We start from the raw sequence: 15,514 nt of genomic DNA on the forward strand, positions 1-15,514 counted from the left end.
CCGTTAAAACAACGACTCCAAATTTAAAACATAAAAAAGCCCGTCATCAAGACGGGCTTTGTCATTTCAAAACAAGCTGTTGTTTAGCTTAAACCTGTGTGCGACCTAAAGAGATCACAACACGTCGGTTCTTATCTTTACCAATTGGCGAGTTATTGTCCGCAATCGGACGACGCTTGCCATAGCCTTGCACTTGGATACGATCTTCTGGCAGGCCTAGAGATTTGAAGTACTCTCTTAACGATTCTGCTCTGCGCTCTGAAAGGTTTTGGCTAATCCCTTTGCTGTCGACAGAGTCGGTGTACGTTGCCACCAGCACAAGGTCGATGTCTTGGTTATAGCGAACGTAATCGGCAATCTGGCTCAGCCTTTTGCGCGACGACTTGTTCAGCTGGTCGCTGTTGCGGTCGTAATGCAAAATAGTGAAAGAGATATCTTCAAAGCTGTAAGGCAGCAGGTTAGCAACACAGTCACTGAACACATTGTATTTTTCTTGGAACAACACCGACGACAACGACACTTCGATACGTTGATCTCGGCTCTGCCACTCTTGGTAGCTGAATGTCGGATAACGCCCTTTCTCCAACTCACTCAAGATGCCCCAAGCTGTTTGACCGCCGACATAGCCGTCAAATTGCTGGAAGAACTTAATGGTTGTCATACGATCAGCACTTTCACCCGGACGCCAAGGTGGCGGCATAGAGATCAAGCTTACATTGCGCGTCGCACCCATTGGACGGCGCATTTTAAGCTCAAAGTCCAAAATGATTTTTTTACTCGCGCGAGATGAGAACTCAGCATCACCAAAGTTTGGAATTGGGTGGACCAAGCGACATTCAAGTGGCGTGTTGGCTACCATCTCCCATGTCGACTGTTGAGGAGATGCTCCGTAACGCTTTTCTTGTGCCATGACCGATGACGACACAAGTAGCGAAAATAGCATTGAACCTGTTATGAGTTGTTTCTTCATAAAGTGGAGTATCTCTTAAGCAATTCGTTTAACAATGCAGCCAATTGCCGCATTTTTCTCTCACGTTTAAATATGCAATTATCAAGCCGTAATGGGTTGGGTAATTTAAGATTTATTGCCCTTCCCTTGTTTTTATCACTGCTATTATCTGCAATAATGCAGCCTTAATCACACTTATTTGGGCTAACATGACTGTAGAAAACGAAGCTCTGACCCTAAAAAAACGCTTTCGCGGCTATTTTCCAGTGGTCATCGACGTGGAAACCGCAGGGTTTAACGCTGAAACCGATGCATTATTAGAAATCTGTGCCATTACATTAAAAATGGATGAGAACGGAGATCTGCACCCTGCATCAACGCTTCATTTTCACATTGAGCCTTTTGAAGGCGCAAATATAGAGCAGGCAGCATTAGACTTTAACGGAATTAAAGACCCATTTAGCCCATTACGTGGTGCTGTGTCGGAACAAGAAGCCCTTAAAGAAATCTACAAGCTAGTGAGAAAAGAACAAAAAGCTTCAGATTGCAGTCGCGCAATCATGGTTGCTCACAACGCTACATTCGATTTGAACTTCGTTAATGCGGCAAGTGAGCGCTGTAAGCTTAAACGCGTCCCTTTCCATCCATTTGCTACTTTTGACACTGCAGCTCTTAGTGGTCTTGCCTACGGTCAAACCGTTTTGGCTAAAGCTTGCCGCACTGCAGGGATGGAATTTGACAACAAAGAAGCACACTCTGCTTTGTATGATACGCAAAAAACCACAGAGTTATTTTGCGGCATTGTAAACAAATGGAAAGCCCTTGGTGGTTGGCCTCTTGTTGACGAAGAATAAAAAATAGAGTCGGTAAACGTTTTTTCGTATTGCCTTCATAAAAAACACAACATCCCGAGAATAATATGAATCCTGTTGTAATTTCAGTTTGCATCATGCTTGTTTTAGCTTTGATGCGCGTAAACGTAGTCGTTGCTCTGACGTTCAGTGCAATTATCGGTGGCGTAGCCTCTGGTATGAGCTTGAACGACGCAGTCGCGGCTTTCGAAAGTGGATTAGGCGGCGGTGCAACGATTGCACTTAGCTACGCTATGCTTGGTACATTCGCTGTAGCTATCTCACGTTCTGGTATCACAGATCTCCTTGCTCAAAGTGTTATCAAACGCATTCACGGCAAAGAGAACAGTGCAGCATCGACTGGTCTTAAATACGGCATGCTTGCGTCGTTGATCTTAGTGACCATGTCTTCGCAAAACGTGATTCCGGTACATATCGCCTTTATCCCAATCTTAATCCCACCTCTACTAGGCGTATTCGCAAAAATGAACCTAGACCGTCGTCTAGTTGCGTGTGTGCTGACTTTTGGTCTGATTACACCTTACATGGTGTTACCGATTGGTTTTGGTGGCATCTTCCTAAACAACATCCTGCTTAAAAACCTTCACGACAATGGTCTTGAAAACGTTGTAGCAAGCCAAGTACCTATGGCAATGTTGTTACCAGCAGCAGGCATGATCTTCGGTCTCCTTACTGCAGTATTCTTTACTTACCGTAAGCCTCGCCAATACAAAGAAACCTCTCTCACTGTTGTTTCAACAGAAGTGAAAGAGATCAACAAGAAGCACATCTTAGTTGCAGCGGCGGGTATCGTAGCTGCGCTAACAGTTCAACTGTCGACGGGCTCTATGATCATCGGTGCTCTAGCGGGTTTCATGGTATTTACCTTCGGTGGCGTCATTGCTTGGAAAGAGACACAAGATGTCTTCACCAAGGGCGTTCACATGATGGCAATGATCGGTTTCATCATGATTGCAGCGGCAGGTTTCGCGGCAGTTATGAAGCAAACAGGTGGCGTTGAATCTTTGGTTGAAGCACTTTCAACAAGCATCGGCGACAACAAGCCTCTAGCAGCACTACTTATGCTAATTGTTGGTCTATTGGTTACTATGGGCATTGGTTCTTCGTTCTCTACGATTCCAATCCTTGCAACTATCTACGTTCCACTAGCAGCAGCATTTGGCTTCTCGCCAATGGCAACAATCGCTCTAGTAGGTACAGCTGCTGCACTTGGTGATGCGGGCTCTCCGGCTTCTGACTCAACATTAGGTCCAACGTCTGGTCTAAATGCTGATGGTCAACACGAGCACGTATGGGAAACCGTAGTACCGACGTTCCTGCACTACAACATCCCACTGATCGTATTCGGTTGGATTGCAGCCATGGTTCTGTAATTAGGTTCTGTAGTTAAACAGTCCTACGCTCACTTTTATAAAGACCGCCTCGTGCGGTCTTTTTTGTCTCTGAGATTCATTCTACTCTTCCTTCCGCTCACTCTCATTGAACTAGCGACACCAAACAAAAAAGGCTTACTCTGATGAGTAAGCCTTAGAAATCATTGCGAATACAGATGACTCTCGCTGAATTACGCAGCGGGAGCATTACTCACTAAAATTTCGCGAATAGACTTAAGCGTCGCTTCCGTTGAATGATAATCCAATTCAACTTCACTAAAGATGCCGTTCACTTCAAGCATTAAGGTCGGGTAAGAAAATACACCCATCGCTTCTTTAAAGCCTAGCTGGTCATCTAACTCACTTTCCAATAACTTGCTAGAAAGGTCATTTTCAAACTGTTGAACATTCATACCTAGCTCTTCAGCCAACTGCAAATGTGTGTCTTGGCTATGTGGCAACATCGCACGAAGGTAGTAAGCATATTGAATCGCTTCAAGCATCGCTTCGTAGTGGTCTTGAAAACCTGCAGCAATCACGGCACGGCACGCAGGGTAAGTACTGCGAACAGGTTGGCACTCTGTCCAAAAATCATGGTTAAACTCAGTACCCAACTTAGCTTCGATCTGCTTCCAAATCGCTTGCAGCTTGCCTTTCATCTCTTCTGACATTGGCTCATCAGAATCCGGGGCCAAACCACCCACTACATAGTTAAACTCAATGCTCGCAGGCAATTGTTGTTTCAATAACTCAAGTGTTGGCTTGTAACCCCAACACCAGCTGCACATTGGATCATGCACATAATGAAGTTTTACGTTCATTGTTCATTCCTTATCGAGTCAATGATTCGATCAATTCAAACAAAAAAGGAGCCTGATTAAGGCCCCTCATTTTAACTATTCAGCGCAAAGGCTAGAACTTATTCAGCGTCATCGCCAGCAACTTTAGCCGCTGCTTCTTTGATGATTGGCTGAAGTTCGCCTTTTTGGAACATCTCAAGAATGATGTCACAACCACCGATTAGCTCACCTTCAACCCAAAGTTGTGGGAAAGTTGGCCACTGTGCGTAAGCAGGAAGCTCTGCACGGATATCAGGGTTTTGTAGGATATCTACGTAAGCAAATTTTTCGCCACATGCCATTAGAGCTTGAGACGCTTGAGAAGAGAAACCACAGCTAGGTAGCTTAGGAGAACCTTTCATGTACAGTAGAATAGTGTTTTCTTCAATTTGCTGTTTGATTTTATCGATAGTTTCCATTGCTTCCTCGTTAATGGATTACGGCTTTTATTGCCTTTATTCTACCCCAAACTAAAAGAATAAAAACCATATAAAAAAAGCGGTTAACAAGCTAAGCTAACAATTCACACAAAAGTAATGAAATAAGCTTTTAATAAAGTAAAAACTTGCTAAACTATATCGCAAGTCAGCAAATTGACCATGGTTGGCAGTATAGCGAGCCATGAATAATAATATCACTGGAAGCAATCGAAAGAGTTAACTCTTTCATATCAATGGAGAATTGAGCAATGGCATTTGAACTACCGGCTCTTCCTTACGCGAAAGACGCGCTAGAACCACACATCTCAGCAGAAACGCTAGATTTCCACCACGGTAAGCACCACAACACTTACGTTGTTAAGCTAAACGGCCTTATCCCAGGTACTGAGTTTGAAGGCAAAACACTAGAAGAGATCGTTAAGACTTCTACTGGTGGTGTTTTCAATAACGCTGCTCAAATCTGGAACCACACGTTCTACTGGCACTGTCTTGCTCCTAAAGCGGGCGGCGAACCAACTGGCGCTGTTGCAGAAGCTATCAACGCTGGATTCGGTTCTTTCGAAGAATTCAAAGCGAAATTCACTGATTCAGCAATCAACAACTTCGGTTCTTCTTGGACTTGGTTAGTTAAGAAAGCTGACGGTTCTCTAGACATCGTTAACACTTCTAACGCTGCTACTCCTCTAACAGAAGAAGGTGTTACTCCACTTCTAACTGTTGACCTATGGGAACACGCTTACTACATCGATTTCCGCAATGTTCGCCCTGACTACATGGCTGCATTCTGGAACCTAGTAAACTGGTCTTTCGTAGAAGAGAACCTAGCTAAGTAATTATTGCTTACGCTGCGCTATTTATAGCGAGTTATCTATTGAAAGCTCATGCCTCGGCGTGAGCTTTTTTGTATCTGTCGTGTTCCACAAAATCTAAACATTTCGTAATAAACCCGCCAATAGCGCTTATTTCTCGAACTATTGATAGCCTTCTTCCCAACCCTACATAAATTCTCTATTTGCCTGTAATTAAACACTAAAGTTTGCCGACTCCATGCCGTTAAAGGTGTATCCAATGAGAGGCGACATGCAAATACATACTTTAGGCAAACCAGGAATCATCAACGAACTGAAGTTCGGCATCGGGATCAGCCAAGCGGTTGAGCAAGGTCGCCGTGCAGATTTCGCGTTGCTGTTATCTATGTTTTCTAATGATATCCGTGATTGCACGCCAATTGACACCATTGAAATCACAGAGACAAATGAAGATCGCCTGCGCAAACAATTTGGCATAGCAGAACCTCAACAACTGCGTTCAAACCAGTCTTCATATGAGATTTCAGCTCAGCAATCTAATCATTTTCATCAAGCTAGCCTTGCCAGCGCCAAGCTCAGCCATTACTTGAAACCTGAAGCGCTTGCCTTCATGCCTGAAGATACAGCCGACTTACCCGAAGAGGTTTACCAAAACCTTTCTGGTCATGACCGACGCAAACTCGCAAACAAGCATTTACCTGATTTGCCACATTCCACGCTCTACAATGAGCTAACCACCGCGCAACGTCAGTATCAAATTCAAGCTCAAGTATAGCGGTCGCCTACCTTTCCCTTTTTCGCTGTCTATCCATAGCTCTTCTTCGACTAACTCGCACACTTCAAAGTATTCACACGAATGATATGAACCACTAGCCTTAGGCAACCTAAAAACACCTGATGTCGGTTACCGCTTGAAGTTACTACAAAATGTGACGTGCCACTAACTTCATAAAAACTTATTAATTGGCACACCTTAGTTTGAACCAATTCACACCCGTTGTATAAATTTTAACCCATCCTTATCCGACATGGACGATTTGTTTAGGTACTGGGATGGAAATAAAAAGCTCAATCATATTGGTGACATCTGCCGGCTCGCGACTGGGGGGGGCGATTGCGAACCACTTTGTTAACCTTGGAGCCACCGTCATCCTTTGTGATAAAGACACGGAAGCACTTAGAGCGACGTATCTACAGTGTGCCCGGTTTTCTGACTCTGTTTACCACTACACGCTCAAAGGCAATGACAGCCAAGCGATTCTCAGCGTATATGATTTTATTCAAACCACCTTCAACACGACACCCGATGTGCTGGTCAATAACTGGATAAGCTCCCCAATGCCTAGCCTAATTGGCGATCAGCCTGTGAGCAGCTTTATTAATGATCTCTCATCGATGGCATCGACCCTGTTCGCATTTGGGCAAATCAGTGCTGAGAGATTGCGAGAGGAAGATAAGGAAGGCGTGATTGTGAATGTGATATCTCATGATGACTTTCACGATGTGTCTGGCTTAGAGAGCGCAAACTCAATGATCACTGGCTTTACCCATAGTTGGGCGAAAGAGCTGACTCCCTTTGGCATTCGAGTCGGTGGCGTTGTTCCCGCCGTTCATAACTCCGATGGCAAGCTCAACCGATGTCACTGGGCGCAGCTGCAAGACGAGCTGACCAGAACAACCGAATACATTGTCTCGAATGACTACTTCAGTGGGCGAGTTGTCGCGGCAGAGGTTTAACTCCCTATTCCAATTGAACATGACTGGCTCAGCTCATATTAAGTAGCAGAGCTATTGCCTCTCAATCCGTTTTACAAACGAACCAAACATAAAAAAAGCCCCAGTCTCTCGACTGGGGCTTTCATCTTTTCCCGATAGATAAGTATCGTGCTAGCGAAAACTTATCTCAAAACTAATGCTTACTTATTATGCGTTAGCTTTTTCTTTTTTAGCTTTTGGCGCTTTCGCTTCAGCTGGCTTTTGGTCTGCTTTCTTAAGGATAACTGTAGTACCTTCGAAAGTTTCGCCTTCAACGTATGGTTGGCCGAAGTAAGAAGTTGTTAGAACTTCTTTTAGCTCAGTGATTAGAGGGTAACGTGGGTTAGCACCTGTACACTGGTCATCGAACGCTTCAACAGCTAGCTCGTCTAGTTTAGCGATGAAGTCAGACTCGTTAACACCCGCAGCTTGGATAGATAGTGGGATGTCTAGGTCAACTTTAAGCTCTTCTAACCAAGTCAGTAGACGTTCAATCTTCTGAGCTGTACGGTCACCAGCTTGGCTTAGGCCTAGGTGGTCAGCAACTTCAGCGTAACGACGACGTGCTTGTGGACGGTCGTACTGAGAGAATGCAGTCTGCTTAGTTGGGTTATCGTTCGCGTTGTAACGTACAACGTTTGAGATAAGTAGTGCGTTAGCAAGACCGTGTGGTAGGTGGAACTCAGCACCAATTTTGTGAGCCATTGAGTGACACACACCTAGGAATGCGTTCGCAAATGCTACACCAGCGATAGTTGCTGCGTTGTGTACTTTCTCACGAGCTATTGGGTCAGCCGCACCATTTTTGTAGCTTGATGGTAGGTATTCTTTAAGCATCTTAAGAGCTTGAAGAGCTTGACCGTCTGAGTACTCGTTCGCTAGAACAGATACGTAAGCTTCAAGAGCGTGAGTTACTGCATCGTAACCACCGAACGCTGTTAGAGACTTAGGCATGTTCATTACTAGGTTCGCATCAACGATAGCCATGTTTGGCGTGATTTCGTAATCAGCTAGTGGGTATTTAGCACCAGTCTTGTCGTCAGTAACAACAGCGAATGGAGTAACCTCTGAACCTGTACCTGAAGTTGTAGTGATACATACAAGCTCAGCTTTTTGACCCATTTTAGGGAACTTGTAGATACGTTTACGGATGTCCATAAAGCGCATTGCTAGTTCTTCGAAGTGAGTTTCTGGGTGCTCGTACATAACCCACATGATCTTAGCAGCATCCATTGGAGAACCGCCACCTAGAGCAAGGATTACGTCAGGTTGGAAGCTCTTCATTGCTTCAGCGCCTTTCTCAACAACAGATAGCGTTGGATCCGCTTCTACGTCGAAGAAAGTTTGAACTTCGATGCCTTGTGCTTTAAGCAAGCTAACTACGTCATCTGCGTAACCGTTGTTGAATAGGAAACGGTCAGTTACTAGGAATGCGCGTTTCTTACCTTCTAGGTCGCTCATTGCGATTGGAAGGCTACCACGACGGAAGTAGATAGACTTAGGTAGTTTGTGCCACAACATGTTTTCAGCTCGCTTCGCTACAGTTTTCTTGTTGATAAGGTGCTTAGGACCTACGTTCTCAGAGATAGAGTTACCACCCCATGAACCACAACCTAGAGTTAGAGAAGGTGCAACGTTGAAGTTGTACAGGTCACCGATACCACCGTGAGTAGTCGGGATGTTGATTAGGATACGAGCAGTCTTCATCTTGTCACCGAAGTAACGGATGCGGTCTGCGTTAGTATCTTGGTTAGTGTAAAGACCAGATGTGTGACCGATACCACCGATTTCAACCATAGTTACCGCTTGAGCAACTGCGTCTTCGAAGTCATCTGCGCGGAATAGACCTAGAGTTGGAGATAGTTTCTCGTGAGCGAATTCGTCATCGTAAGAAACTTTACCAAGACCTTCACCTACAAGTACTTTTGTATCAGCAGGAACTTTAACACCAGCCATTTCAGCGATTGCTGGAGCAGGTTGACCTACGATTTTAGCGTTTAGGTTGCCGTCGATAAGCAGAACTTTACGTACTTTATCAGCGTCAGCTTTAGATAGAACGTGAGCTTTGTGAGAAGCGAAACGCTCTTTAACTTCGTCATATACTTCGCTAACTACGATTGCAGCTTGCTCAGAAGCACATACTACGCCGTTATCGAAAGTCTTAGACATAAGGATAGATGCTACAGCACGTTTGATGTCAGCTGTTTCATCGATAACGACAGGAACGTTACCAGCACCAACACCGATAGCAGGCTTACCTGAAGAGTATGCTGCTTTAACCATGCCTGGACCACCAGTAGCAAGGATAAGTGCGATACCGTCGTGCTTCATAAGCGCGTTAGAAAGCTCTACAGATGGTTGGTCGATCCAACCGATGATGTCTCTTGGAGCACCAGCTGCAACAGCTGCGTCTAGAACTAGTTTCGCTGCGTCGTTAGTTGAGTTCTTTGCACGTGGGTGTGGCGAGAAGATGATGCCGTTACGTGTCTTAAGAGAAATTAGAGATTTGAAGATTGCTGTAGAAGTTGGGTTCGTTGTTGGAACGATACCACAGATGATACCTACAGGCTCAGCGATAGTCATTGTGCCTAGGTTGTCATCTTCTTCTAAGATGCCACATGTTTTTTCGTCTTTGTATTTGTTGTAGATAAATTCAGATGCAAAGTGGTTTTTGATAACCTTATCTTCAACAATACCCATTCCAGATTCAGCAACTGCTTGTTGAGCAAGTGGAATACGAGCGTGGTTAGCAGCAAGAGAAGCTGCGCGGAAGATTGCGTCTACTTTCTCTTGAGAGAATGTTGCAAACTCTTCTTGTGCTGCTTTAACGCGAGCTACTAGAGCATCAAGTTCCGCTAAGTTAGTTACAGGCATGGTGGATCTCCTAAAATAATAAATATTAAAAACTTTTTATTAAATTCGCTGCTTGCCGTTAACCTTAAACACCAGCGTTCTTAGTAAATTGCTTTCAGGGCTGAGTATATTATTTCACTGTGTGAAAAAAATTGACCCAGATCAGTTACCCAAAAAGAATTAACCAGAAAGTAGTAAGGCAATCGCAAAAATGAACTTAAGAGCATGATTTATATAGATTAAACTCACACTTTTCGTTCGCACAAAAAACAAGCAAACAGACAACTTTTTTCTACATAGCGTAATAAACTGTAAAAAAGTTTCATTTTTAGTCCGTTAAATTACATGTATACAGCTATATTCGTGCTACTGAGAGTATATCCATAGCGTTGTACGGGCTAGATTCTGACATAATTTTTATTAATTTCGTGCGTCGGTTAACAGTTACTCAATAATAAATTACAAAATGAAACACTACCAACTAGCTTGCAACAGGCTTAAAACAAAAGTGAGATTCAATTAGTTTTTCTAAAAAGAATCACCCATTTCAAGTTAGTTTTTTTCATTCGCGTAAATTGAGTTTGTCCCTTACATTACGCGCCTAAACTATTCACAGATCAACCCTTCAACCTTAAGTACGCTAACTGGAGATCGCTCTCATGCAAGGCTTAGAACTCGCAATTTTTATGCAATTCTTCCTTGGGCTTGTTGCTGCCGTAAACCCAATCGGCATCATGCCTGTTTTTGTTTCTCTTACTGCTCATATGCCGCCAGAAGAGAGGAACAGGACAGCCTTACAAGCAAACCTTGCTGTTGCCGTGATCCTCATTGTCTCTCTTGTTGCGGGGCAAATGCTGCTTGATATGTTTAGTATCTCGCTGGACTCATTCCGTGTTGCAGGTGGTTTACTATTACTGAGCATCGCATTTTCGATGATGAGCGGTAAGCTCGGTGAAGATAAGCAGAACAAACAAGAGAAGTCTGAATACATCAGCAAAGAGCAAATCGGTGTTGTTCCACTGGCTATGCCGCTAATGGCAGGCCCAGGTGCTATCAGCTCGACCATTGTTTACGGGTCTCGCTACCCTGCTGCTATTGATACGGTCGGCATCGGCATTAGTATCATCGCATTCGCAACATGCTCTTGGCTTTTGTTCCGTTCAGCGCCGGTTATCGTTCGCTTTTTAGGTCAAACGGGTATCAACGTGATCACTCGTATCATGGGCCTGATTCTTGGCGCATTGGGCATCGAGTTCATCGCCAATGGTCTACGCAATCTGTTCCCAGGTTTGGCATAACGTTTAACGGCATTTCGGTTGCTCTATAAAGGGCAACAATATTGAAATATAGATAAGACGAGTAAAGCAATTGGGCTTTCACTCGCCTCGTTATTATGAAGCTTGTATAATGACTGTTAATGCATTTAACAGAATACGAACCTCTCCTTATGTCACGCAAGCCACTCAAGCATCATTTGTACGTCATTATCTTTGGTACTCACACGCCAGCCGGACGTGCATTTGATATAACTCTGATCGTTGCAATCTTGGCTTCGCTGTTGGTTCTGATCTTAGAATCCATCCCTAATGTGATGACCGAATGGTCACAACAGCTGCGTTATATCGAATACACCTTCACTGCACTCTTCACTCTTGAGTATTTGTTAAGGCTCTATTGCTCCCCAAAGCCAAAATCTTACGCCACCAGCTTTTATGGTGTCGTTGACCTATTGGCGATTCTTCCGACCTACCTAGCAATCATCTTCCCAGGCGCTTCATTTATGGGTGTGGTGAGACTGCTGCGTGTGATGCGTATCTTCCGAATCCTAAAGCTGGTTCGCTACCTGCAAGATTCCAATATTCTGTTGCGCTCACTATTAATGGCACGACGAAAGATACTGATCTTCTTTAGCACCGTCGGCATCTTGGTGGTTATCTTTGGCGCCTTGATCTTTGTTATTGAAGGTCCTGACAATGGCTTCACCAGTATTCCTCACAGTATCTATTGGGCCATCGTGACTATCACTACGGTAGGTTATGGTGACATGGTGCCGCAGACCGCGCTTGGTAAAGCCATAGCATCACTGACCATGCTATTGGGTTACTCTATCTTAGCAGTACCAACCGGGATCATTACTGCAGAACTCAGTAATGAGATGAACTCGCACAAAGAATTGGTTAAGTGCCCGAACTGTAACCGAGCGGGTCATGATTCAGACGCCATGTATTGCAAGCACTGTGCTAGCGAATTAGCGGATCCAGACAAGCGTGTCGTCACCGACGAGAAATAAAAGCAGACACGAGATTCGAGTAGCGAGATTCGAAGAGATTTAAGGGCAGTTTCGAGGGCCGAATAACGAGGTAGCAATAAACTAAAAAGGGTTGACGTTTGTCGTCAACCCTTTCGGTTTATTAGCTAATAGAATTTAAGCAATCTTGCCTATTACGCTTTCTCAGCAAGGATAATGCGCAGAGTACGACGTAGTGGTTCTGCAGCACCCCAAAGTAGTTGGTCACCAACCGTGAAGGCGTTTAGGAAGTCGTTACCCATCGACATCTTACGCAGACGACCGACAGGTACAGACATTGTGCCTGTTACTTTCGCTGGTGTTAGCTCCTGTGCCGTGATGTCGCGGTCATTAGGAATCACTTTAACCCAATCATTGTGCGTTGCGATGATCTCTTCGATCTCGTCCATTGGCACGTCTTGCTTAAGCTTGATCGTTAGTGCTTGAGCGTGACAACGCATTGCACCGATTCGTACACAAGTACCATCAATTGGGATTGGCTGACCATCTAGACCAAGAATCTTGTTCGCTTCAACACCGGCTTTCCACTCTTCTTTACTCTGACCGTTTTCACGCTTCACATCGATCCAAGGAATCAGTGAGCCTGCAAGCGGAGCACCAAATTGGTCTGTTGGGAATGAAGATGAACGAATCGTATCAGCCACTTTCTTATCGATATCAAGAATTGAGCTTGAAGGGTTTGCTAACTCAGAACTTACGCTGTCGTTGATCACACCCATTTGTGAGATCAGCTCACGCATGTTCTTAGCACCCGCACCAGAAGCTGCTTGGTAAGTCATGGCACTCATCCACTCAACCATGCCTTTCTCGTACAGACCACCTAGAGCCATAAGCATTAAGCTCACAGTACAGTTACCGCCAACGAACGTGTTGGTGCCGCTGTGAATGCCTTGCTGGATTTGAGCCAAGTTAACAGGATCAAGAGTGATGATTGAATCAGCATCCATACGCAGAGTAGATGCTGCATCAATCCAGTAACCTTTCCAACCTGCTTGACGCAGTGCTGGGTATACTTTTGATGTGTAATCGCCGCCTTGACAGGTAATCACAGCATCAAGCTGTTTTAGGCTATCAATATCAAAAGCGTCTTGAAGTAGACCCGCATCTTTACCACCTAAAACAGGGGCAGGAATACCAATCTGAGATGTGCTGTAATAAACAGGCTCAATCAAGTCGAAGTCTTTCTCTTCAACCATACGTTGCATCAGTACAGAACCAACCATACCGCGCCAACCAACTAGACCTACTCTCATCGCTCACTCTCCATGTATAAATTAAAAATTGCTCTCCCCCATCTATAAGTTTTTCAGAAACAGAACTCAAGTGCTTTTTGTCAAAAAGTGTAACTTTTTCGTTTCTTTTAAGTGAACGTAATGAATCGTGCAGTTATCTCTGTATCGACATTCCATCTCCACCTCATTGATTAAGCGTCCATTATCGTCAAATTCAAACATTTACATCGCCAAAGTCGATTCAATCGACGCTCATCACAAACAGTAAATCCCTCTTTTAAACCAAGGTTAATCAGAGTTTTATTTTACAAAACGAAAACAACGTGCGACAGATTTCAACATGTAACAATCATGAATGTAACAAAAATTTAGATTATGAAACCACAATTGATTGAGTTAACAGTCAAATATCACAACTTGGGCGTATTTTTTCGATATAATAAACTAATTACTGTAGTGTCCGTTTTGCACCACACACTATAACGAAGCACTATAAATGCTCGAAATCACAAGAGGCTTTTATGAAGCAGAGTAAAACTCGCCTACCGAACCTATTGCAGGTATTCATCGCGTTAGGACTATTTCTATCCCTTGCTTTTTCCTTTACTGCAAAGCTTGACCTTCCAATTCAACTTGCCTTGTATATTGGCTGGTTCATTATCATGGTTCTTGGTATTCGTCTTGGACACCAATACAAAGACTTAGAAAAAGCAGCACTCAAAGGAATATCCAATGGCTTAGGCGCGGTTTTAATACTTTTAGCCGTTGGCGCTCTTGTTGGTACTTGGATCTCAGGCGGGATCGTACCTACTATCATTTACTATGGTCTGAAAGCTATCCACCCTTCTATCTTCCTTTTAGCGACCATGATCATCTGTTCTCTAACTGCATTGGCGACCGGTACTTCTTGGGGTGCTGCGGGTACAGCAGGTATCGCGATGATGGGTATCGGCCAAGGCCTAGGTGTTCCAGCACCGATTACTGCAGGTGCCGTGCTGTCAGGCTGTTACTTCGGTGACAAGATGTCTCCTCTTTCTGATTCAGTGATTCTGGCTTCTTCAATGTCTGGTGTTGAAGTGGTTGAACACATCAAGGGCATGCTTCCAGTTGCGTTAATCAGCTACGTGATTACAGGCATCATGTTTACTGCGTTTGGTTTCCACTACGCGGGCAACGTTGACATGAGCCAAGTAGACTCTGTAATCAAAGCAATGGAAGTTCAGTTCTACATCACGCCTTACTCATTCGTTCCGGTACTTATCGTGCTTGGTCTGTTGGCTTTCCGTATGCCTTCATTCCCGGTCATCAGTTTTGGTTCTCTGCTGGGTATTATCTGGGCAGTCATGATCCAAGATATCGACTTCCTAACGGCATTCAACACGGCTTGGGCACCGTTCTCAATCTCATCTGGCGTAGAGTTTATTGATTCGATTCTTAACCGTGGCGGCATGTCTTCAATGCTGGGTTCAGTTGCGGTTATCGTATTTGGTCTAGGTTTTGGTGGCTTACTGGATAAAGTGGGCGTACTAGAGACAATCGCTAAGGTGTTTGAGCGCCGCGTAAACAGCGCAGGTTCACTAGCGACTAGCACAATTGGTACGGCTTTCATGGGTAACGTATTCGGTTCTGCAATGTACGTATCGTTAATCCTTACACCAAAAATCTGTGCGAAAAACTACGACCGTTTAGGCTACAAACGTAAGAACCTATCGCGTAATGCTGAGTTTGGTGGCACGTTAACGTCGGGTATGGTTCCGTGGAGTGATAACGGTATCTACATGGCGAGTATTCTTGGTGTTGCGACGCTGTCTTACGCACCGTTCATGTGGTTAAGCTTCATCTGTATCATCGTGACTATCGTGACATCTTACATGGGTTGGTTCGTTGATAAGTGTGAACCAACAGCACCAGCGTTTGAAGCTGAAGAAGCAACAGAGTTAAGCAAGCAACAAGCTTAAGTTCAGGAGCTAACGCTTTCGAACGTAACTCAAAACGTTAATGGATAAATGCAAAAAGAGCGCCCTAGAGCGCTAATGCCGATCAGTTAAAGCCAAAGCGATCGGTTGAAGGATCCTTCAGAGCTG

At 44.4% G+C, this 15,514-nt stretch carries 13 protein-coding genes; 8 read left to right on the plus strand and 5 right to left on the minus strand.

Annotation, left to right across the window (positions count from 1 at the left end; translation table 11 throughout):
* Positions 1-88: 88 nt before the first annotated feature.
* Entirely contained in the window at positions 89-970 is an 882-nt protein-coding gene (motY, locus tag AB6E78_RS17725; RefSeq protein WP_017063457.1) for a flagellar protein MotY, read from the minus strand.
* Positions 971-1,158: 188 nt separating this feature from the next.
* Here motY and rnt point away from each other — a divergent pair, with 188 nt between their 5' ends.
* Positions 1,159-1,803 (plus strand): ribonuclease T, encoded by a 645-nt coding sequence (gene rnt / locus AB6E78_RS17730; protein WP_017061178.1) that lies wholly within the window; start codon positions 1,159-1,161, stop codon positions 1,801-1,803.
* Positions 1,804-1,868: 65 nt separating this feature from the next.
* Positions 1,869-3,194, plus strand: a complete 1,326-nt coding sequence (locus AB6E78_RS17735) for a Na+/H+ antiporter family protein (RefSeq protein WP_372134012.1) — start codon at positions 1,869-1,871, stop codon at positions 3,192-3,194.
* A gap of 191 nt (positions 3,195-3,385) precedes the next feature.
* Here the strand turns inward: AB6E78_RS17735 and AB6E78_RS17740 are convergent, their stop codons facing one another.
* Both AB6E78_RS17740 and AB6E78_RS17745 read right to left on the minus strand, forming a co-directional pair.
* On the minus strand, positions 3,386-4,015 hold the full coding sequence (locus AB6E78_RS17740) for a DsbA family protein (RefSeq protein ID WP_372134013.1): 630 nt from the start codon (positions 4,013-4,015) through the stop codon (positions 3,386-3,388).
* 98 nt (positions 4,016-4,113) lie between these two features.
* On the minus strand, positions 4,114-4,452 hold the full coding sequence (locus AB6E78_RS17745) for a Grx4 family monothiol glutaredoxin (RefSeq protein WP_004741702.1): 339 nt from the start codon (positions 4,450-4,452) through the stop codon (positions 4,114-4,116).
* A 269-nt stretch (positions 4,453-4,721) separates the two neighbouring features.
* Here AB6E78_RS17745 and sodB point away from each other — a divergent pair, with 269 nt between their 5' ends.
* The 3 genes from sodB (at position 4,722) to AB6E78_RS17760 (ending at position 7,019) form a co-directional block, all read left to right on the plus strand.
* Positions 4,722-5,306 carry a superoxide dismutase [Fe] gene (sodB, locus tag AB6E78_RS17750; protein WP_372134014.1) on the plus strand — a complete coding sequence of 195 codons (585 nt, stop codon included), beginning with the start codon at positions 4,722-4,724 and terminating at the stop codon, positions 5,304-5,306.
* 247 nt (positions 5,307-5,553) lie between these two features.
* Positions 5,554-6,057 carry a VC2046/SO_2500 family protein gene (locus AB6E78_RS17755; RefSeq protein WP_372134015.1) on the plus strand — a complete coding sequence of 168 codons (504 nt, stop codon included), beginning with the start codon at positions 5,554-5,556 and terminating at the stop codon, positions 6,055-6,057.
* 278 nt (positions 6,058-6,335) lie between these two features.
* Positions 6,336-7,019, plus strand: a complete 684-nt coding sequence (locus AB6E78_RS17760; protein ID WP_017070508.1) for an SDR family oxidoreductase — start codon at positions 6,336-6,338, stop codon at positions 7,017-7,019.
* 186 nt (positions 7,020-7,205) lie between these two features.
* On the opposite strand, the gene adhE is transcribed toward AB6E78_RS17760, so the two are convergent.
* A complete protein-coding gene (gene adhE, locus AB6E78_RS17765) occupies positions 7,206-9,911 on the minus strand; it encodes a bifunctional acetaldehyde-CoA/alcohol dehydrogenase (protein WP_017061183.1) in 2,706 nt (901 codons plus the stop codon).
* 638 nt (positions 9,912-10,549) lie between these two features.
* Here adhE and AB6E78_RS17770 point away from each other — a divergent pair.
* Together AB6E78_RS17770 and AB6E78_RS17775 are read left to right on the plus strand one after the other, a co-directional pair.
* Positions 10,550-11,188, plus strand: a complete 639-nt coding sequence (locus tag AB6E78_RS17770; protein ID WP_372128389.1) for a YchE family NAAT transporter — start codon at positions 10,550-10,552, stop codon at positions 11,186-11,188.
* 149 nt (positions 11,189-11,337) lie between these two features.
* Positions 11,338-12,180, plus strand: a complete 843-nt coding sequence (locus AB6E78_RS17775) for an ion transporter (RefSeq protein WP_029235134.1) — start codon at positions 11,338-11,340, stop codon at positions 12,178-12,180.
* A gap of 152 nt (positions 12,181-12,332) precedes the next feature.
* Here AB6E78_RS17775 and asd read toward each other — a convergent pair whose 3' ends face one another.
* Positions 12,333-13,451 carry an aspartate-semialdehyde dehydrogenase gene (gene asd, locus AB6E78_RS17780; RefSeq protein WP_017629874.1) on the minus strand — a complete coding sequence of 373 codons (1,119 nt, stop codon included), beginning with the start codon at positions 13,449-13,451 and terminating at the stop codon, positions 12,333-12,335.
* Between the two features lie 500 nt (positions 13,452-13,951).
* Here asd and nhaC point away from each other — a divergent pair, with 500 nt between their 5' ends.
* A complete protein-coding gene (gene nhaC / locus AB6E78_RS17785) occupies positions 13,952-15,388 on the plus strand; it encodes a Na+/H+ antiporter NhaC (RefSeq protein WP_017063453.1) in 1,437 nt (478 codons plus the stop codon).
* Positions 15,389-15,514: the final 126 nt, after the last annotated feature.

It is taken from the genome of Vibrio sp. 10N.247.310.98 (assembly GCF_041467395.1).
Taxonomy (GTDB): domain Bacteria; phylum Pseudomonadota; class Gammaproteobacteria; order Enterobacterales; family Vibrionaceae; genus Vibrio; species Vibrio crassostreae_C.